Genomic DNA, 21,095 nt, shown 5'->3' on the forward strand with positions numbered 1-21,095 from the left:
TCTACAGATCATCCTTCTCAGTCTCAAGCTCGGGATCAATCTCTTTTCTGATCCAGGAGACGAGATCCTTCATATCAATCTCTTTCCTGTACTGGTTCTCAATCACAAGGTACAGGATCAGCCCGGCTGCTGTTACCACCGACATCGGGAGCAATGTTGCGCGAATAACATCCAGAACCTCTGGAAAAGGGGTGCCAATTGTAAGAATGGGTAGTATAACAAGAATATGGAGCGCTTCTACTGCCACCCCGAGGATAGCAAGACGGAGCGGAGTGAGCGGCAACCACCGCCTCCCGACAACACCGCCCAGTACCCCGGCAATGATCGTTGCAACCGCACAGGGAAGAGCGGTCCAGCCCCCAAGCGAATACCGGTAGAGACCACCGATGAGTCCGGCTGCCGCACCAGCTATGGGACCGCCGATGAGTCCGGCGATGATCGGCCCGAGATCACGGAAGTTCAGGAGGACACCTTCAAAGTTGAAACCCCGGAATGTCCCGTATATCGAGAGTGCTCCAAAGATGAGGATCAGCCAGAGGAGATCGGTTTTTGTCGCAACCCCTCTCCTGTATGCCGAGGCAAGATCTGATCTGACAAAGACGAAGAGGACGAGGAGAACCATTGCGAGCCGTTCCATCAACGGCACCCCAAATGCAAGGATCGTCGCCTCTTCAAGAAGTGCAACAAGGAGGAATACTCCTGAACCGATCGCCATGACGGCAAGCCAGATGCGGGATCCCCGGTGCCCCCGTGGAAGATTGTTATCAATATAGATGAGGGCAAAGCCGATGACCGCAAAGAGGATCGATGAGATCACAGAGACATGCTTGATTACGGCTTCCGGGCTTCCGATATAGATTGAAGCAAGGATGATACAAGAGAAGGCAAGGAGGATCAGCCGGTACAGTTTCTTTGCCGGTATCTGAATACCGCCTGCTTCCCGGAGGATACCGCAGACTGCACGCGCACGCCCGTCCATCCCGGAGATTGCTGCACCTGCAAGCAGAATGAACGAAGAGAGGATGAATACCGGCGCTGCGAGGGGGATTGTCACAAAGAGATGGGTTGAGACGGCAATGGCCGAGATGACACCTTCATCGATGGCATGGAATGAATGGCTGTAATTGGCACCAATCGCCAGGAATACAAAGCTCATCAAGGCGATAAGCCCAAATCCAATGAGTAGATCGGTCCGGACGATCCGCATCTTCTCGGGAAGATCGGTGGTGCAGGGCTTTCCTCCGGTCTTCTCATGAAGCCAGACCGAATAGAGGAGGAGGTTCAATCCGGCACCAACCGCTCCGAGGAGGGCCATGATCTCAATATACTGATGGGGATCCAGGTACGGAATAAATCCTTCTGCAACCCCGGTTATCGGAACATGGAGGGCAAAGAGGCTGAAGAGGATACCGATGAAGAGGAGGATCATCATCCCTATGATCACCTTTTCCAGCCGTTCATAGCTGCCTTTCCAGAGGAGAAGGAGGATCATGGCGAGGGTTGCAATCGCAATCAGCTGTATCGGAATATCGAAGGGAAGCAGGTAATAGAGGAAATGCGCTGCGATGATGAGGAAACCACCATATGCAAGCATCTCGAGGATATAGATGATCGTGATGAAAGTGACTTCCCAGTTCCGTGGTCCCGGAATTGAACGAAGGCCCGAGAAGATCGTCTTTCCCGTGGAGAGGGTATAGCGGGCGATCCCGTATGCAAAGGCATACTTATAGATGAGCGCGACTGCAAAGACCCAGAGGAGGCCATAGCCGGTATGGAGTCCCGCATTGATGATCTCAACAAGCCCCGATTCCCCGGATACCTCAAGTGCAAGGATGAAGACCGGGCCTAGAAAGAAGAAGCGTTCTGCAATCCGCCTTCGGAAGGAGGTGATTTGCGCGGGAAGGGCTGTTTGGATCTGCACTCCGATCTATTGTCGTTTGGAAAATAAAAGACCCGCTCAGGTACGCACCAGATACCCTGCTGATCTGATCATCCTGATGACCGCATCATCCCAATCCAGATCAGATAATGTCTCCAGAAGATGAGATCTTTCTGCAAAGATTTCAAGGAGAATCGGATCATCTGATCCGAGATGGCGGGATTCCATGATTCGGCCTGCCCGCCTCCCGCTACTATCAAGGATGAGCATGCGCCAGCATCCATAATCGCGGCATATTTCAGGTCGTGTTGCATGGACAGAGCAGTAGCCTTTCTCTTCCTCAGGGATGAACCGGAAGAAGGGGCATGCTTCCGGGCGATCCAGAAAGGTGCTCTTCTTACGATTCTTATCCAAAAAGAGGGCGGTTTTATCGGAATCGATCGTGACAGTTGTCCTCTCGCCGGAATAACGGTTCAATACAATATAGCGGAGATTGCCGAGATCGGCTTCTATGATATGGACAAGACCGAGATGGCTGCAACAGTCGCCGCACTGGCTGCATTCAAATACCAGGCTGACTCCCCCGGAACATCATTCGGCATCCTTTCCAAATATCCATAATGCCCATCCAAAGGCTTCCCTTCCATAGACGAGATATTCATCCTGGATTTTGCAGAGGTACTCCTCAATCTCCTCCCGCTCAGGGTGTGAAGGGTGTTCATCAAGCCATTCAATGCACTGCCGCCAGATAGCGCTCTCGTAGCGGTCATGGTCATCAGGAGATGCCCTGATCACAGCCCGTAACCTGAGCCCGAGATCACGGGCGGCGGCAACAAGACCATATTCGGTTGGGATCTCCTGCCACTGGACCGCAAATTCCGGCGGAACAGAGGCGCTCTGCCAGTAGCGATCCCCGATGACAATACTCCCGCCGGGTCTGGTGATTGATTCGCAATGAGCGAGGGCAGGCACTACACCCCCGAAGATGAAGGCAGAGCCGATTGCAACAGTACAGTCTGATTGTTCATCCGGCTCCCATGCTGCGGCATCGCCTTCAAGAATCTGAATCTGATCTACCGCCCCTTTTTCTTCAACTGCTCTCTTTGCAGCGGCAGCCGATTCTTTTCTCAGTTCGATACCGGTTCCCCGGATACCATATGCATCATGCCAGAGGGAGAGAAGGGTGCCGTTTCCGCAGCCGATATCGTAGACAACATCGCCTGAGCTGATCGCAGCAAGCTCTCCTGCCCTCTTGATCATCTCTGGCGTGACCGGGTTCATCAGGGGGAGCTGTGACTGGGCAATTCTTTCGATCTCATCAGGGTGCATGGGACTTCCTCATGTCCAGAGTATAGTCAGGTTGTGGCAAAAAAGGTGAGGGGAGATGATCACCTGGTTGCCTGCTCTTCTTCCGGAAGGAGAGCATAGCCTGAATCGAGCCTGCCAAGCACTGCAAGCGAGTAGGTGCGGAAGAAGGTGATGAAGGGTACTGAGATCAGGAGAACTACCGGAATTGCGATGATCAGGTATGGGATGAGGAGGAGAAGGAGGAACGAAAAGTTCGCCATCTGCATCGCGGCATACAGGATGAAGCCAACGATTGCGAAAGGAATGGCAACGATCCCAAGCGCCAGTAGTGTCAGGATAATGATAACAAACCCTCCGCCCAGTGCCGCGAGGAACCTGACAACCAGATAGATGATCCCCTGCATCCACTGTCTGCTGATGATCGAATAGAACTCTTTCCACCCATCAATCACCCCACAGTCCTTCTGGATCATGATCGGCACAACGAAATCAATCGTGATCAGCTGAATTATCCCGACGATGATTGCAAGTACAATGAGGATCGGGAAGAAGAGGATGAGGGCAAGTCCCAGTGAGATGCCACCTGCCGGACCCGCGATACCCCCGGCCAGAATGATAAATGGTATGATAAGTGCTGCGAGAAGTACGAGGAAGAGAACTGCAATTCCAATCTGGAAGAGGAAGAGCCTGATACCCATCCCGGCACGCGGGGCAAAGTATTCCCGTATCTTCACGTTCCCCGTTCGTATGCAGTCAACAAAGACGAACTGGAAGATCGATCCAATCAGCATGAAGATTAGGGCAAGAGCTATGATCAGGAGGACGATAGCAATGATCAAACCTGCCATATCAGGCAAAGCCTCGGGCATAAAAACCATGGGGAGATCATCTGACGTGGTGCTGCTGCCTGAAGACCATGTCGGCTGCGGAAAACCAGCTCCCCCCCAGCCGATGAAGAGGGCAATAAGAGCGATACGGAACCAGATTCCTTTCCGGAAAGGCCAGAGGAGATCCCTAGTGCGCCTGATCGCTGAATCGAGTTCAGTGAAGGCAAAATATTCTGTCATTGGTGTACATTTTGGATGAAGGGTTTAATAAGAACACTGCTGCAATGAACACGTTCATTCCAAAGAACCACTATTCAACAGTCTCATCTTCCTCCGGATCAACCGGAAAAACGATCTCATAGGCAGTTCCCTTCTCCCGCCTGAGATTTATTGTCCCAAGCAGCTGGTTGACGAGGCTCGTGACAAGCTGCATCCCGAGTGTTGTGGTATTCTCAAAGTCGATATCTTCTGGAAACCCGATTCCGTCATCAGAAAACCGATATATGATTGTATTCTCCTTCTTCTCCACATAAATTGTAATGGTGCCTTTCATGCCATCAGGAAAGGCATGCTTCAGTGAATTCGTCAGTAATTCATTGGTGATCAGGCTGAGCGGGACAGCCTTATCAATTGAGAGATAAATGCCATCTGCATGGATATCAAGGGCAATGGTTCCTGCTTTCACCTGACGGGACGATAAAATATAATCTCCCATCATTGAGAGGTATTCCCCGTACTCGATCCGTGAGAGATTCTCTGACTGGTAGAGTTTCTCGTGAACAAGGGCGATCGAATAGACCCGGCTCTCGCTCTGGGAGAAGAGCTCCCGCATCTCCGGATCGGAGATCGTCTCTTTCTGGAGCATCAGCAGGCTTGAGATCACCTGCATGTTATTTTTCACGCGGTGATGGATCTCTTTTAGGAGGAGCTCTTTTTCCCGGAGAGATTGCTTCGTCTCTTCATCCCGCATCTTCTTTTCAGTGATATCATGGAAGAGTGTGGCACACTCACCTGCTCCCGGGCTGTATGCGGAGACACTAAAGTACCGCACGGGATCATTCAACCGGATCTCAAAGACCTCTGATTCTCCGGTTTTAGCTGTATGTGCAATCTTTTGGAAGAGATTCGGATCTGCATCAGGAAGGACTTCGGTGAGCAGCTTCCCGACAACCTGATTGCGTGGCTCTCCAATCAGCTTTTCAAAAGAGGGATTGGCATCAAGAATGTGAATAACAGCACCACCATCATCCGGATCAGGACGCACCCGGTGGAGGACATACCCATCATGCATGGACTCAAAAAGTGAGCGGTAGCGTTTCTCGCTCTCAATAACCGCTTCCTCTGCCTTCCTTTTATCAGTGATATCACGAATAAGAGCGATCACTTCATTCTCTGTGTAGGGAACAATCCTTGCTTCAAAATGGCATATTCCCGCCGGGACAGAGAGGGTGTATTCCAGGGTCTGTAATTCATTTTTGTCTATTGCCGATCGGACCCCCTGAATCATCTGAACTCCAATCTCCCCGGATATCACCTCTGTTACCCGGCGGCCGATCACTTCGTCTTTTGGGAGAATCAGCAGATCTTCCTGATAATTGAGGATATCAAGATATGTCCCTTCCCGATCAAGCCTGATTAGAAAATCCGGAAGCGATTGGAGGATAAGACGCTGAAGACCCTCGCTCTTCAGAAGAGCAGTTTCGGTTCTCTTCAGCTCATCGTACTGTTCCCGAAGTTCCTCTTCAATCGCTGTCAGTTCCTCGTATGAAGCAAGGATCTCTTCATTCGCCCTCTTCAGTTCCAGATCCCGTTCCATCAGATCGGTTATATCCCGCCCGACAGACTGGAATTCCCGGATTGAACCATTTTCATCAAAGATCGCCCTTGTGTCCCATCGCTGCCAGAGGATACGCCCATCAGGCATGATCGTCCGCTGGTCGATAGTTCCATTCGGATTATCCTGTGTGAGCGAAGAGAAGAGACGATTAACCTTCCCTGAATCATCCGGATGAATCACCGGCTTGAACCTGCTCCCGATGATCTCTTTACAGGGAACCCCGAAATACCGGCAATAGGCATCATTTGCAAAGAGAACCGTTCCATCTACAGCAAACCGGCAGATCAGTTCGATCTGGTCCAGAACGACATTCCTATACCGCTCCTCACTCTCCCTGAGTGCATCCTCACTCCTCTTCTTTGATGCAGCGTACCTGATAATATTGATGAGTTCAGCAAACTGTGCCCTGAGATCTCCGCCCTTCTCAAGATAGAAGTCCGCCCCGTTGTTCAGTGCTTCGATCACCACCTCTTCCCGGCCTTTTCCCGTCAGAATAATAAAGGGCGTCTCATCCCCTTTCTTCCGAAGATATTTTAGAAAAGAGATGCCATCGCATTTTGGCATCTGAAAATCCGAGATGATCGCATCATAGTGCTCTTTTTTCAGGGTAGCTATCGCATCCAGGGCACTCTCGCATCCTGTAACCAGAAAATCCCCGCTCTTCTCCAGATGTTTCTTACCGATGATCAGGAGCCCGGGTTCGTCATCAACATACAGAATCCTGATCGGAGAATCCACGGAGTTTGGCATAGAGACTTTTTTCAGCATTCACAGGAAATAATACTATTCTTTCAAATGATTCAGATCCGATTATTTCTGCTCTTTCCTCACCCATCCGGTCATGACCAGTCCCTCAAAGAGGTAATCAGAATCATCTGAATGATCACTGAGGATTCCCCGGATAGAGACAGGCTTTCCATCAGCTGATCTGAATTCCAGAGAGAAGGGTTGAACGCCAAGCGGGTTTTTCCCAAGATCATGAAAGAGCTTCTCTGCTGCAGCATGGCTGTCGTCATGGATATAATTCCAGAGTCTCTTACCTGGATTATTCTCTTCTGAATATCCGAGGTATCTGTTCAATGAGGGGCTTTCCTGGCGGAGCGTACCGTCATCGTTGAGGATAACGATAACATCCGCAACATCATCGATTATTGATTTGAAGAACTCTTCATTCTGCCTGAGTTTCTCTTCCATAAACTTTATTCGGGTGATATCATGGATTTGAATCGCATATTTTGTTATGGTGCCTTTCGGACTTACGATTGGATAGATCCCGACATCGTACCAGTGCTCGTTCAAATGCTCGATAAATGTCTCTCCTCTGCTCTGTCCAGGCTGAATTGAATGACCGGCCATCCTCGGGGAGAGGCAGCCCGAGGAGACCAGATCGTACACATTTGAGCCGACAAGCTCTTTCACCGTTTTTCCCGCTTTTTTTGCAAGAGCCTGGTTTGCCATGAGGATCGATTTCTCAGTATCGATTAAGAAGTGCATATCCGGCGTTGCATTCAGAAGGACACGAATCGTCTCCTGATGCTCCCTGAGATTCATATCCATCGCATGCTTGTACAATGCCGTCTCGATGGTCGTCTTCAGCTCCTGCTCCCGGACCGGTTTCAGGATATAGCCAAACGGCCCGGTCACCTTTGCGGCATTCACCACCCGATCGTCTGAAAATGCCGTCAGGTAGATGACAGGAACTGTGCTTGTTGCCCGGATTTCTGCGGCTGCATTGATCCCTGTCATCTTTCCTGCAAGCTTGATATCCATCAGGATCAGGTCAGGCTTCAGTTCGGCTGCCTTCTGGACGGCCAGTTCCCCGGTTGGAAAGACCCCACAGACTGAATAACCCATATTTGTCAGGCTTCTCTTCAAAGCCATTGCGGTGACGGCTTCATCTTCAACGATCATTATGGTTGCTTCACTCATTATTCATCCTCTCCATTGGATTTTAGGGGAAAGACGATCTCAAACCTGGTTCCCCCGTCACGATACAGCGAAATAGTGCCCATCAGCTGCATGACAAGGTTGTTCACAAGCTCCATCCCGAGTGTTGTGGTATTCTTAAAGTCGATATCGGGGGAAAATCCGATGCCATCATCACTGAACTGGTACAGGATATCTCCCCCCCTCTTCTGAAGATTGATCCTGATGGTTCCCTTCCTCCCATCGGGAAAGGCATGCTTTAAGGAGTTTGTCAGGAGTTCATTGGTGATCAGGCTGAGGGGGACTGCATTATCGATAGGGAGATAGATATCAGATGCATCAATCTTCAGGGTGATCATCTCAGAGCTGATATTCCGTGAAGCCAGAATATGATCCCCCATCATCTCAAGGTACTCGCCATAATGAATACGCGAGAGATTCTCTGACCTATACAGCTTTTCATGAACAAGAGCGATTGAGAAGACACGGTTCTCGCTCTCCCTGAAGAGTTCACGCATACGCGGGTCAGGTATATTCTCTCTCTGGAGCATGAGGAGGCTTGAGATCACCTGCATATTGTTCTTGACCCGGTGATGGATCTCTTTAAGAAGGGTCTCCTTCTCCCGGAGTGAGTGTTCCATCTCTTCTTCCCGCTTCTTCTTCTCGGTGATATCATGAAAGAGCAGAGCACATTCCCCTCTGATATGAAAACATCACCTATTTTTTTAAATCAATGTCATCTGCCACTTAAGTGTGTGGATATACATCAATTGTTTTTGTCTTTACTGCAATCCCTGCCATCACACTCTTGAGCATCTGAGATGCATTGGTAAGGTTGATGGGTTGGCGTGTTTTGAGTTTTGGTATTTTGATCTGCTTTGGTTTTGTCATAAGTGGATCTTCGTACATCTCCTTGTTTGTCAGCAGATGATGGATGATGGTCAGCAACTTTCGAGCCACCGCTACGACTGCTTGCTTATGTCCTTTCTTCCGTTTAATCCGCTCATAGAACTGACGAAACATGTTATCCTTGCTTCTGGACAACGCTGAAGCGCACTCGACCAGATATGTTCTGAGATGTTTATTCCCTTGTTTACTGATGGATCCCATCCGTGTTTTACCGGCAGATTCAGAAACACGTGGATCAAGACCTGCATAACGCACTATTTGTTTGGCTGAGTGGAATCGGGTTACATCACCAATTTCGGCAAGTATCATCGATGCTGACTGAAGTTGAATTCCTGGAATGCTGAGAAGGATATTGATCTGCTCTGGATCATTCTCAAACAGGTCAACCATACGTGACAGATGGATATCTATCTCCTTCTCAATCTGCTGAAGCATGCGATGTGCAGACTGAATGCCAAATATATCGTTCTCCGTTAATTCCCCGCAAATAGCAGCTTCAATCTTCTCTCTCTTCTTCACGATGCCGGGATGAGAGAGTTGTGCAAATATCTCATCAAATGTCTTTCTCTTGACCAGTCCGTCAAGAATGATGAGACCACTCTTACCAAAGAGATCGGAAATGACTGGGGTGATCCGAATACCTGCCCGTGAGAGAATGGTGTGGATTCGATTTCTATATCGTGTTCGTTCTTTCACTAAATTCTTATAGGAACGGCAGAGATCACGATAATCTCGAACTCTCTCTTCAGGAATATACGAAGCTTTGAAGTGCCCTTCCAAACAGATTTCAGCAATCCATACGGCATCTTTAGTATCTGTCTTTGAAGAGGGGACGTATTTAATGAAGTATGGATTTGCAACAAACGTTGGTACAGCATGTTCAAGTATGGTGTAAACCGGCACCCAGTAGACGCCCGTTGCCTCCATAAGCACACGAGAACAGTTATTCTCAACAATCCAATCACGTAACCTGATCAGATCAGGAAGTTGGGTAGAATAGTTTTTTGTCTCATAAGAACCAGAAGCATCAATGATAGTGGCCGTGAGTTTTGACCGATGGACATCAATGCCACAGGCGCTATCGACCCGAGGAAACATTGTGTATCACCTCCATTAGTGTGGGGATGACAGAATATGTGGTCACTCTGATATACGTGCTCGAAGCACAATTGCATGTTCGAAGAAATAAGACCAGACTTTTTCACGGGTTCAGAAGGCCCAAGGAAAGATAGGTCTTGTCATCCCCATGAGGTGATACAACCCAGGAAACTTAATGATTACTCACCAGTTTTCATCTATTGCATGTGACCCCTATAGGGTCATGAGTGACTTTTTGGGGAATATACCAGTACCTCATAATCACTATCCAGCCCCGGATGATGGTATTCAACCACCTGGGGCTCACCGGAATCTGCTGTTGTATGGAGCCGTTCTCTCCAGGCGGGTTCGAGATCCGGGAGTGCCTCAAGGAGAGTTCTGCCGATGGCCTTCTCGGCAGAGAGACCGGTGATCATCTCCATTGTAAGGTTTAATTCAATTATCCTGAGATCTGACGGTTTTCCATCAAAATCCCTGGTCAGCTGAAGACGTGCGTACCCGTCATGCATTGAGGAAAAGAGTGACCGATAACGTGTATCAGTCTCAAGAAGCGCCTCCTGCTCTGCCTGCCTTATCTCGGTAATATCACGTACGATCCCTTCGATTGCAATCCGGGCACCTTCCTTATCATGAATCGGGACAATCCGCTGTTCGATCCAGATCACCTCACCGTCCTTTCTAATCCAGCGGAGTCTGCACGGTATCCCGGACGACTCTGCAGAGAGGAACGATTCGAGAAGAGGGCGATCATCGGGGTGAACAATCCTCGTTGCAAGCCCGGGATCATCATAAAAATCCTGGGGGGCATATCCTGATACCTCTTCTATAACAGGATTCACATAGGTAAAATGGATCTCCGGCATCAGATCAATCCGATAGATAATATCTATGGCATGCTCGGCGAGGCTCCTGAAACGCTCCTCGCTCTCAACAAGTGCCTCTTCTGCCTGTCTTCGTTCAGCACTTTCAAAGAGCTGGGCAATGATGGATGCGGCAATATTTGCAAACCCTTCCTCATCAGCATGCCATCTCCGCGGAGCTCCCATCTCTTCAAGGCAGAGGATGCCGATCAGGCTGCCATCCTTCAGAATAGCGACATCAAGCATGGCAGAGATCCCAAGAGGATCAAGATAGCCTTCCTTCAGCTCACTAATCCTTGAATCTGAGGAGATATCCTCGACACAGAGCCTGTGCTTTCTCCTGAGAGTATCAAAATAACGAGGGTATTCATCTGTCTTCAGAGTTATCCCATTATTCTGTCTCTTCTCATCTGCATCATAAAGTGAGAGGCATTGGAGACGGGAGCCGTCCTTTGAAAAAGTCCATATTCCCACCCTTCTGGTTTCAAGTGTCTCTGATACGATCTTCGTGATCTTTGTGAGGGCAGTCTTCATATCCCCGGAGAGGATCGCGTCATCAAGGGCAAGATCTGCTATTGCCTTCCGCTGCCGTTTCGCTCGTTCTGCATTTGCACTCAGTTTCTCCTGAGTCTCTTTCTCGGAAGTTATATCCCTTCCGACTGACTGGTATTCGATGATCTGCCCATCTTCATCAAATATTGCCCTGGTATTCCATCGCTGCCAGAGTACTTTGTTATCAGGCATGATGATCCGCTGATCGATGGATCCGACCGGGTTTTCTTTTGTCAATGAGAAGAGGAATCCCTTAACCCTGTCACGATCAGCAGGGTAGATCACCGGCATAAACCGGTTGCCGATAATTACCTCACGATCAAGGCCGAAGTAGCGGCAGTATGCATCATTCACAAAGAGGTGCGTGCCATCGGGTAGAAAACGGCAGATTAACTCGCTCTGGGTCTCGACAACGGCACGGTACCATTCTTCGCTCTCATTCAGTGCGATCTCGCTCCTCATTCTGGCAACTGCATAGGTCACCTTTCTGAAGAGATCATGGAAGATGAAGGAAGGCTCCCCGATCTTCTGAATATAAAAGTCCGCTCCGCAGTTGAGCGCCTCGATCACCACCTCCTCACACCCTTTTCCCGTGAAGATGATGAAGGGGGTTGTATTCCCCTCTTTTCTGAGGTGTTTTAGAAGAGCGATCCCATCCATATCCGGCATATCGTAATCAGCAACGATTGCATCGAAAGATCGCATCCTGAGGAGATCGATCGCCTCCACGGCACTCTGGCAGGTGGTTACAGTGAGGTCATTGTACTCCTGAAGATAGAGCCTGCAGGTTTCAAGGAGCGCGGGCTCATCATCAACGTAAAGGATGCTTATTGGAGGTGATTTGGGATTCGCATCTGCCATTCAATGGTAGTTGAGGATTTAGGTATGATAATACTATTGATAGCCGGGTTTCCTCGTCCCTTGCGGGAAATTATATTATGCTATCGGAGAGATCAGTTTTGGTCTATGAAAAGGGCATTGATCATTATCGCCATCATCCTGCTCCTCTCCCCAATTGGTGCCATAACCGCCTCGGCAGCAGAGTACCCCACTGCCCCCCTTGGATCGGCGGAGTCGATGATGCAGTTTGTTGAATGGCTTGTTGAGCTCGGGAGGGAGTTGATTGAGATCTTCACCAGTGCAATGGATCTGATCGGACTCTCAAACGAGACCTATGTCGGTGATATGGTCGCCACCCTTGATGATGGGATAGAACTAGTAAATGCTACGAAAAGCCAGACGTAAGAGGCTTGTACCAGACATTCATGCTCTCGAATCCTCCCCCGATCTGGGTATTATTCGGCAGGGTGCCTGCATAGTGGTACCCTCCCCGGGCAAAGAGGATATTCACCGGAGGCTCCTCGCCCCGGCAGATCGTATACGCAAGATGGAAACCATCCTTGAAGACGGTTTCTTCCATATGGGCAAGGAGGGCACCGGCAGCACCTGCCCCCCGTGCCGAGGGGAGGGTGGCAAAATCGGTCATCTCAACCGTTTTTGATGATGAATCAAGCTCAGCCGAAGAAGCAGCCACGATCTCATCCCCGTCACAGAGGAGGAAGAACCGGACATCCCCGCTCACAATCGCATCTGTGAGATAATCCGGATCATCGATCGGGAACGGATATGTTGGAAAGACCGAAGCATAGATCTCTGCAAGCGATTTTACATCAGATACGGACGCCTCCCTGATCGTGCATCCTTCCTGCAAGGGTTGATGGCCGGTTCCTGCACGCTGCCACGAGATCTCGAGGGTTTCTGAAACCCCCGATCCATTGTACTTCTGCCGTGCAGGATCGGTGTACTTTCCCAGGAAGAAGCAGGCTGTACCATCCGGATAGAAGCCCGGGATCTCAGCCTCGACAGTAAAGCCTTCCTTCAGGAATGCCGGGGCAGAGGTTGCAGGGACTTTTGCGAATACTTTGGTATAGCGTTCTTTTTCAAGGGTCTCTTCGATCCATGCAAGTACATGATCAACGTCATCCGGATCCAGCCGCATCAGATATATGCGGTTGTTATGTGGGCCATGCTGGATGATGCTCTGCCCCACCCTGATTATGGGATCACTCCTCTTCGTCATCTCTCCGTGCCATCCGTTCCGAATCTACAGGAACAAGGGCTGTTGCCTCGTCATAATCCGAGAGGAGCCGGGCGATACCGACAACATGCTGCTCTTCACCCCCTTTCAGGTTCAGCTGGAGCGAGCAGTCTTTGCAGTTGCGATCGCAGAAGATCGTGGTATAGTGGTCCGGCTCCCGGTAGGTTGTGATCACGCCTTCATAGTTCCTGAGAATCACCTTGTTGGTCGAATATGATATAAGATAGGTGGGCATCACCGGGATCTTCCCGCCGCCACCGGGTGCATCTATCACATAGGTGGGAACAGCAAATCCGCTGGTATGGCCGATTAAGTTCTCGATGATCTCGATCCCCTTCCCGACCGGGGTCCTGAAATGCGAGAGTCCTTCAGATAGATCGCACTGGTAGAGGTAGTATGGCCTGACCCGGTTTTTCACCAGTTTCTGGACGAGCGCCTTCATGATCCTCGGGCAGTCATTCACACCCGCAAGGAGGACCGACTGGTTGCCGAGCGGAATTCCGGCATCGGCAAGTTTTGCCAGTGCCCGCTCGGCGGTGGGGGTGATCTCCTGTGGGTGATTGAAGTGTGTGTTCAGCCAGATCGGCTGGTGTTTCTTCAGAACAGAGACGAGTTTATCGGTGATCCTGAAGGGAAGGACAACCGGGGTTCTGGATCCGATCCTGATCACCTCAACATGAGGAATTGCCCTGAGTTCGGTCAGGATACGGTCAATCAGCTCATCGGGGAGCATCAGGGGATCGCCGCCCGAGAGGAGGACGTCACGGACCTCGGGATGTTCACGGATATAGGCGATGCCTGCTTCCATCTCCTCCCAGGTCGGAACACGGTCACGGTCACCGACACGCCGCTTCCGCGTACAGTGGCGGCAGTACATTGCACAGACATTTGAGACGAGGAAGAGAACCCGATCGGGATAGCGGTGGGTGATCCCGGGAACCGGGCTGTCGCTCTCCTCTGCCAGCGGATCCTCAAGTTCACACTCTTCAACGATCAGTTCATCAGGTGTAGGTATTGCCTGGAGGAAGATGGGATCCTGGGCATAGTCTTCTGTTTTGATCAGGGAGAGGTAATAGGGGGTTGCCGCGAGGGGGAATTTTTGTATCGTCTCTTCAAGCTTCTTCCGCTCTTCTGGCGGAAACGTGATCCCAAGCACCTTCTCAACAGTTTTCAGATCCCGGACCGTATGGGCGATCTGCCATCTCCAGTCTTTCCACTGGGGTGCATCCTGATCTATATCAGTGTACTGTTCATTTTGTTTTGGTATCTGGGCAGATAATTCCATATTAATTTCAACTCACCAGAGTACTATGATACCATATTCCTTAAAATGAACGGAATAATTAATATAATAATCCTGATTCTGATTTCGAGCGATTTTTATGGACATATGTACGCTATATTTAAATACTATTATTCAGGGAACGCCCCCACTACAGGGGAAACCTCAATTGGAATCCATTCTGATCAAAACATCCAATTTTAAGACCTATATAGCAGTATATGGATGATTAAACTGAGTGATGGCGGTATGCCATAACGTTCATACTCTCAAACACCAATCGCATTCTGTATGCCTGAAGGTGAGAAGGAATCCATCATCGGAAGAGCGATCATGCCACGTGATATGATCATCTACAAGGAGGATACAATTGCCAGCCGGACACTGATCATGAGCCGTGAGGGCACTGTCACCCTCTTTGCCTTTGACGAGGGGCAGGGTCTCTCCGAGCACACAGCCCCTTTTGATGCTCTGGCTTTTGCTCTCGACGGGGAGGCGGAGATTACGATCGCCGGGTCTTCGCATTATCTGAGAGAGGGTGAGATGATCATCATGCCCGCAAAGATTCCCCATGCGGTACAGCCGACCACCCGGTTCAAGATGATGCTGGTCATGATCCATGCCGGGATTCAGGAGAAAGCAGGCAAAGCCGTGAATATCGGGGAGAAAGAGGATAAAAGGGCAAAGAAGGAGAAGAAGAGAGCGAAGAAAGAGAAGAAAAAGAGGAGACGTGAGGAGAAGAAGAGAGCAAAGAAAGAGAAGAAGCAATAAAGAAGAGAAGGGAGAGAGATGGTAGCAACAGGGCATCTGTCATCCCGAAGAAGAGCAGGATGATTACCGGTTTGATCCGGATCAGAACCGTTTATACCGGGAAAATGCAATAACAATACCAATGATCAGGATCGGGCTGCTTGGTTGCGGGAATATCGGCCATATCATCGCGAAGAACCAGAATGGTTTCTCGATTATAGCAGTCTTTGACCAGATTGAGGGGAGGGCAGACGAACTTGCAGCTGCATCCGGTGCCATCCCTTTCACAGATTTTAACGCATTTTTATCAGCTGATTTTGATATTGTCGTCGAGGCCGCCTCGGTTACAGCCGCGCAGGAGTACGGAGAGAGGATCCTCCTCTCAGGCCGTGATTTTGTGGTGATGAGTGTCGGAGCACTCTCGGATTCTGCCTTCTGCGAGAGGCTTGTCGCCTGCGCAAAAGAGAAGAAAAAGAAGATCTATATCCCCTCCGGTGCGGTGATGGGGCTGGACAACATCAAGGTCGGACAGATATCGGGGATCTCCACCTTCCTCCTCAGGACAACAAAAAGCCCCAGATCACTCAATATTGAAGCTGAAAAACCGATGATGATCTTCTCAGGAAAAGCCAACGAATGTATCAGGAACTATCCAAAGAACACCAATGTCTCAGAAGCACTCACGTTAGCAGCAGGGCGTGAGGTTGATGTTGAACTCTGGGTTGATCCTGAAGCTGACCGAAACACCCATGAGATCTTCATCGAAGGTGATTTTGGCGATGCATACATCCGGGTGAGGAATCTTCCAAGCCCCAATAATCCTGCAACAAGCTATCTTGCCGCCCTCTCTATCCTCTCCCTGTTAAAGAATCTCGATAACCCGCTGGTGATCGGAACATGACGATCCTGGACGAAATTCAAGAGTTAAAAGTCGCCGGAAACGCCCTTATCCTTGCCCATAACTACCAGCCAGCAGAGATCCAGGATGTTGCGGATATCGTCGGCGACAGCCTTGAACTCGCGATCAAAGCAGCAGGGGCAACTGAACCGGTGCTGGTTGTCTGCGGAGTCCGGTTCATGGCAGAGACTGCAAAACTCCTCTCTCCGGAAAAGACTGTCCTGCTCCCTGCACCTGATGCCGGGTGTCCGCTCTCCGACTTCCTCACACCCGAAATGATTCACGAGGCACGAGAGAAGTATCCGGGTGCTGCGGTTGTCGTCTATGTGAACTCGAGTGTGGAGGTGAAGGCGGCCGCAGATATCACCTGTACTTCAGCAAATGCAGAAGCCGTTGTCCGGTCACTCGATGCAGAGACGATCCTCTTTGGACCGGATGCCAATCTTGCATCCTTTGTACAAAAAAAGGTGCCTGAGAAACATATTATCCCGCTCCCGGCTGAGGGCCACTGTTATGTCCATTGCGCCTTCACAGAGGATCAGATCCGGGAGGCAAGGTCGAAAGGGTGGCGGATCGTCTGCCATCCCGAATGCCCCCCAAAGATCCAGGCAGACTCTGACCTGATTGCGTCAACCGGCGGCATGGTACAGCATGCATCTGAATGCGATGAGTGGTTCGTCTGCACCGAACGGGAGATGGGATACCGGCTCAAAAAACTCCACCCCGACCGGCAGTTCCATGTCGATCCGGATGCAATCTGCAAGGATATGAAGAAGACGACGATCGAAGATCTCCATCGGTCACTGCGTGATGGTATCCACGAGGTGAACATCCCTGATGAAATCGCAATGCCTGCCAGAAAGGCGGTCGAGGCAATGATGGCTGTTTTGGAGAAGAGTGCATGATACAGCATGAATTACTCCGGCGTTTTCTTGCTGAAGACGCACCCTATGGCGATATCACCACCGGATCAATTATCCCGGATACTGAGGGAAGGGCTGCGATCCTCTCCCGCGAGACCGGGGTTATCGGAGGGCTTGAAGAGGCGATCTTCCTCTTTGCCGAATGCGGAGTGGAAGCACGAGCTCTTGCACGTGATGGGGACTGGATTGATCCGGGGCAGCAGATCCTCGATATTGACGGACCTGTTCATGGGATACTCCTTGCAGAACGGACAGTGCTGAACCTCATGGGGAGGATGTCCGGGATCGCAACCGCTACCCGTCGCTTTTCTGCCCTGATCGATTCGGTGATGCCGGGATCCCGGATCGCCGGAACAAGAAAGACTGCACCCGGACTGCGGTTCTTTGACAAAAAAGCGATCATCCTCGGTGGAGGGGATCCCCACCGGAACTCCCTCTCAGATGCTGTTCTGATCAAGGATAATCACCTCGCCATCGTCGGTATTGAGGAGGCAGTAGCCCGTGCACGGAACCTATCACAATACCGGGTGATCGAGGTGGAGGTGGAGACACCTGAAGATGCATGTACTGCTGCGGCTGCTGGTGCGGATATCATCATGCTCGACAATATGGATCCAAAGACCGTGATGGCGACTGTCCGGCTCCTCAAAGACGGCGGTCTTCGGGAACGTGTCAGGCTTGAGCTCTCCGGGGGCATCACCCCGGCAAATGCCGGATCCTATGCCGGATGCGAGATCGATCTCGTCTCCTCAGGCTGGCTCACCCATTCTGTGAAAAATTTTGATCTCAGCCTTGAGATGCGGATGGCACTCCGGACGATAAAATTATAAGAGGATTTTTCTCCTATCCTCTTCTCTTTTTGACTATATGCCAGGCAACCCCGCCGATTACCACAAGCGGGAGAAGTGCAAAGACGGCAACGATAATGATCCCGATCATAAAGAGGAACGCAGCAATGCCGGTGTTTATGACACTGGTAATCGAGAACCCTGAATCGATCCCAAGCGGTTCCCCTTCCCTGATTGATACGGTGATGGTCGCTTCATCGATCTGTGACTCAAGCAGCTTCAGCCTGCCGGTTACCCGGTCAAGGTTCAGCTGTGCAGAATCAATCGCAGTCTGAACCTTCAGGATCTCTTCAACGGTCCCGGCTTTTCCAAGGATCTCGGTGAGACGGTTCACCTGGTTCTCAAGAGCCCGTTTCTCGGCATGGAGATCAGTATATTCAGCAGTCACATCACGGCTTTTTACCTCACGCTGGGTGAGTGTGCCGACAGATTCGATCTCCTGCATGACAGCTTCAAATGAATCCGAAGGCACCCTGAGAACAATATGTGCGGAGAACTGCTCGCGGCCATCTCTCATCCCGCCTGAAGTGAGTGAGAGTGACTGGATACGGCCATGGTAACGGGCTGCGATTGCGGTGATCTCCTCAGAGGCGGCCTTCGCATCAGAGGACCGGAGGCGGACCCAGGCATCTCTGATCACCTTCTGATCGGGATAGGCTGCCTGGTACTCTTCTGCTATGTGTCTGTCATAGACAGCAACCGACTCAGTCATCACCGGGCCCGAATTATAGCCTGATTCTGCCATCATACAGCCTGCCGAGGCAGAGAGGCCGATGAGGAGAAGGAGGAGGGGGATAAGTATCTTCTTCATATCAGTCACGTCCTGAGAGTAGAGATGATATCATAATGACCTTATAGATGGCGATAACTGCGATATTTTTCGCAATCTGCACACGATCACAATCTACCAGGATTTTCCAGGAAAACGGAAGAAGAGAGAAAAAAAGTTAGGTTATCATCCTCAGACGAGGATGAGGAGCGGGGCAAAGACGAGTGCCACCATCGACATCAGCTTCAGCAGGATGTTGATGGCAGGACCTGAGGTGTCTTTGAAGGGGTCACCGACGGTGTCGCCGACGACTGCTGCCTTGTGGGCATCGGATCCCTTTCCACCATAGTGACCCTGTTCGATATATTTCTTTGCATTGTCCCATGCACCACCGGCGTTTGCCATGGTGATTGCAAGACAGAACCCTGCAACAAGGGATCCTGCAAGGAGACCGCCAAGAGCTGCGGGGCCAAGGAAGTATCCGACAAGGAGCGGTGCTGCTACAGCGAGGACGCCGGGTGCGATCATCTCACGGAGTGCGGAGTTTGTGGAGATTGCGATACAGGATGCGTAATCCGGATCAGCTTTCTCCTCCATCAGTCCGGGGATCTCCTTGAACTGGCGGCGGACTTCGAGAACAATCTCATATGCTGCCTTTCCGACTGCAGTCATGGTGAGTGCGCAGAAGAGGAATGGAAGCATGGCACCAATAAGCATGCCGACGAAGACCATCGGGTTCGTGACATCGATGATGTTAAGCCCGACTGCAAGGGTGTATGCGGAGAAGAGGGCAAGTGCGGTTAAGGCGGCTGAGCCGATTGCAAAGCCCTTTCCGATTGCGGCGGTGGTGTTGCCGACTGCATCAAGGGTGTCGGTGATCTTCCTGACCTTTGGATCCTGGTGTGACATCTCAGCAATACCACCGGCATTGTCTGCGACCGGGCCATATGCATCAACTGCAAGGGAGATTCCAAGCGTCGAGAGCATACCGACTGCGGCGATTGCAATACCATAGAGGCCTGCAAACTGGTAGGAGATGACGATTGCAATTGAAACGAAGAAGACCGGGAAAACAGTCGATTCCATGCCCTTTGCAAATCCGCTGATGATTGTTGTTGCGGATCCGGTCTGGGCGGATTTGGCGATCGAGAGTGTCGGTGCCCTGTCATAGGATGTGTAATATTCGGTGATGAGACCGATTGCAAATCCTGCAACGAGACCGGCAATTGCGGCATAGAAGATGCCAACATACGCAGGTCCAATCAGGGTTGTGACGAGGAAGTACGTTGCAAGCACAACAAGGATAATTGCAACAATCAGACCTTTGTTGAAGGCCATGTGAATGGCGCTGGACTCGGTTTTGTTTGTCCTGACAAAGAATGAACCGATGATTGCCGAGAAGATACCGAGTGCGGCGATCATCATCGGGAGGAGGACAAGCTGCATCGGGTCGAGACCGGCATACATCTCGGTATGGACTGCGGTGATACCAAGGACCATCGCAGCGATGATCGAGCCGACGTAGCTCTCGTAGAGGTCTGCACCCATACCGGCAACATCGCCGACATTGTCACCGACATTGTCTGCAATGACGGCAGGGTTTCTCGGGTCATCCTCGGGGATACCTGCCTCGACTTTCCCGACGAGATCTGCACCAACGTCAGCTGCTTTTGTGAAGATACCTCCGCCGACACGGGCGAAGAGTGCAATCGAGGATGCTCCAAGACCAAAACCTGTTACAGTCGAGAGGACAGTCTCCTGGGGAAGACCCATTGCGGAGAGGGCGAGGTAGGCGACAGAGAGTCCAAAGAGACCAAGGCCCACAACGGCCATGCCCATAACAGACCCGCTTGAGAATGAGACCCTGAATGCCTCTGCAATACCCCGGCGGGCGGCGTTTGTGGTTCTTACATTCGCTGCGGTTGCCGTATACATTCCGATGTATCCGGCGGTTGCCGATAGAACCGCACCGAGGATGAAACATGCTGCGGTGAGGGGTGATATTCCGATTGCCAAAACAATCGCCAGCACAACGACAAAAACTGCAATTGCACGGTACTGGCGGTTCAGATAGACCATCGCGCCGAGATGAATCGCGGCGGCGATCTTCTGCATCACCTCTGTTCCTGTCCCCTCTCTCTTCACCATCATGAAGGAGTACCCTGCAAATGCAAGGGCGATAAGGGCAGCAACAGGTGCCAGGTAGATAAGATCCATAGTTAAGGTACCTCCAATGTGTTCAGTATGCCTTCCATAGAAGAAGGATCGAGAACCATATATATCATATGGAATTTATCTGGTTGATTACGTCTATCAACGAACTCTTATTCG

18 protein-coding genes and 1 pseudogene are annotated in these 21,095 nt (G+C 50.7%); 5 read left to right on the forward strand and 14 right to left on the reverse strand.

The annotated features are described in order from the left end of the window. Window position 1 precedes the first annotated feature (1 nt). The 10 genes and pseudogenes from ACZ44I_RS00410 to ACZ44I_RS00455 form a co-directional block, all read right to left on the reverse strand. A complete protein-coding gene (locus ACZ44I_RS00410; protein WP_464549749.1) occupies window positions 2-1,921 on the reverse strand; it encodes an Nramp family divalent metal transporter in 1,920 nt (639 codons plus the stop codon). A 36-nt stretch (window positions 1,922-1,957) separates the two neighbouring features. Beyond that, window positions 1,958-2,149: a hypothetical protein gene (locus ACZ44I_RS00415; protein ID WP_464549747.1), complete on the reverse strand. Its 192-nt coding sequence runs from the start codon at window positions 2,147-2,149 to the stop codon at window positions 1,958-1,960. Between the two features lie 72 nt (window positions 2,150-2,221). Then, window positions 2,222-2,452: pseudogene (locus ACZ44I_RS00420) on the reverse strand (YkgJ family cysteine cluster protein); the annotation flags it as partial. Window positions 2,453-2,470: 18 nt separating this feature from the next. Next, complete coding sequence (locus ACZ44I_RS00425) at window positions 2,471-3,208, reverse strand: SAM-dependent methyltransferase (RefSeq protein WP_464549745.1); 738 nt, start codon at window positions 3,206-3,208, stop codon at window positions 2,471-2,473. 59 nt (window positions 3,209-3,267) lie between these two features. Further along, window positions 3,268-4,254 (reverse strand): DUF7544 domain-containing protein, encoded by a 987-nt coding sequence (locus tag ACZ44I_RS00430; protein WP_464549743.1) that lies wholly within the window; start codon window positions 4,252-4,254, stop codon window positions 3,268-3,270. Window positions 4,255-4,324: 70 nt separating this feature from the next. Further along, a complete protein-coding gene (locus ACZ44I_RS00435) occupies window positions 4,325-6,601 on the reverse strand; it encodes a PAS domain S-box protein (protein ID WP_464549741.1) in 2,277 nt (758 codons plus the stop codon). A 60-nt stretch (window positions 6,602-6,661) separates the two neighbouring features. After that, on the reverse strand, window positions 6,662-7,780 hold the full coding sequence (locus tag ACZ44I_RS00440; RefSeq protein ID WP_464549739.1) for a response regulator: 1,119 nt from the start codon (window positions 7,778-7,780) through the stop codon (window positions 6,662-6,664). Further along, window positions 7,780-8,418 (reverse strand): sensor histidine kinase, encoded by a 639-nt coding sequence (locus ACZ44I_RS00445; RefSeq protein WP_464549737.1) that lies wholly within the window; start codon window positions 8,416-8,418, stop codon window positions 7,780-7,782. Before ACZ44I_RS00445 ends, ACZ44I_RS00440 begins: the two co-directional genes overlap by 1 nt. 106 nt (window positions 8,419-8,524) lie before the next feature. Further along, window positions 8,525-9,784, reverse strand: a complete 1,260-nt coding sequence (locus tag ACZ44I_RS00450; RefSeq protein WP_464548138.1) for an IS110 family RNA-guided transposase — start codon at window positions 9,782-9,784, stop codon at window positions 8,525-8,527. A 221-nt stretch (window positions 9,785-10,005) separates the two neighbouring features. Next, window positions 10,006-12,057, reverse strand: coding sequence for a PAS domain S-box protein (locus ACZ44I_RS00455; protein WP_464549735.1), 2,052 nt, complete (start codon window positions 12,055-12,057; stop codon window positions 10,006-10,008). 105 nt (window positions 12,058-12,162) lie between these two features. On the opposite strand from ACZ44I_RS00455, the gene ACZ44I_RS00460 reads away from it, so the two are divergent. Further along, window positions 12,163-12,441, forward strand: a complete 279-nt coding sequence (locus tag ACZ44I_RS00460; protein WP_464549733.1) for a hypothetical protein — start codon at window positions 12,163-12,165, stop codon at window positions 12,439-12,441. Here ACZ44I_RS00460 and ablB read toward each other — a convergent pair. Both ablB and kamA read right to left on the reverse strand, forming a co-directional pair. Next, entirely contained in the window at window positions 12,422-13,276 is an 855-nt protein-coding gene (gene ablB, locus ACZ44I_RS00465) for a putative beta-lysine N-acetyltransferase (protein WP_464549731.1), read from the reverse strand. The two genes, ACZ44I_RS00460 and ablB, sit on opposite strands and share 20 nt — an antisense overlap. Continuing rightward, window positions 13,260-14,579 (reverse strand): lysine 2,3-aminomutase, encoded by a 1,320-nt coding sequence (gene kamA / locus ACZ44I_RS00470; protein WP_464549729.1) that lies wholly within the window; start codon window positions 14,577-14,579, stop codon window positions 13,260-13,262. The genes ablB and kamA overlap by 17 nt, the downstream gene beginning before the upstream one ends. A gap of 288 nt (window positions 14,580-14,867) precedes the next feature. On the opposite strand from kamA, the gene ACZ44I_RS00475 reads away from it, so the two are divergent. The 4 genes from ACZ44I_RS00475 (at window position 14,868) to nadC (ending at window position 17,977) form a co-directional block, all read left to right on the forward strand. Beyond that, window positions 14,868-15,347, forward strand: coding sequence for a cupin domain-containing protein (locus tag ACZ44I_RS00475; RefSeq protein ID WP_464549727.1), 480 nt, complete (start codon window positions 14,868-14,870; stop codon window positions 15,345-15,347). A 121-nt stretch (window positions 15,348-15,468) separates the two neighbouring features. After that, window positions 15,469-16,227 (forward strand): aspartate dehydrogenase, encoded by a 759-nt coding sequence (gene nadX, locus ACZ44I_RS00480; protein WP_464549725.1) that lies wholly within the window; start codon window positions 15,469-15,471, stop codon window positions 16,225-16,227. Then, window positions 16,224-17,129 (forward strand): quinolinate synthase NadA, encoded by a 906-nt coding sequence (gene nadA, locus ACZ44I_RS00485; RefSeq protein ID WP_464549723.1) that lies wholly within the window; start codon window positions 16,224-16,226, stop codon window positions 17,127-17,129. Before nadX ends, nadA begins: the two co-directional genes overlap by 4 nt. Continuing rightward, window positions 17,126-17,977: a carboxylating nicotinate-nucleotide diphosphorylase gene (gene nadC, locus ACZ44I_RS00490; RefSeq protein WP_464549721.1), complete on the forward strand. Its 852-nt coding sequence runs from the start codon at window positions 17,126-17,128 to the stop codon at window positions 17,975-17,977. Before nadA ends, nadC begins: the two co-directional genes overlap by 4 nt. Before the next feature lie 13 nt (window positions 17,978-17,990). Here nadC and ACZ44I_RS00495 read toward each other — a convergent pair whose 3' ends face one another. Next, window positions 17,991-18,806, reverse strand: a complete 816-nt coding sequence (locus ACZ44I_RS00495) for a DUF4349 domain-containing protein (RefSeq protein ID WP_464549719.1) — start codon at window positions 18,804-18,806, stop codon at window positions 17,991-17,993. Window positions 18,807-18,956: 150 nt separating this feature from the next. Beyond that, on the reverse strand, window positions 18,957-20,981 hold the full coding sequence (locus ACZ44I_RS00500) for a sodium-translocating pyrophosphatase (protein ID WP_464549717.1): 2,025 nt from the start codon (window positions 20,979-20,981) through the stop codon (window positions 18,957-18,959). Window positions 20,982-21,095 lie beyond the last annotated feature (114 nt).

The sequence above is a fragment of the Methanocalculus pumilus genome, from assembly GCF_055382585.1.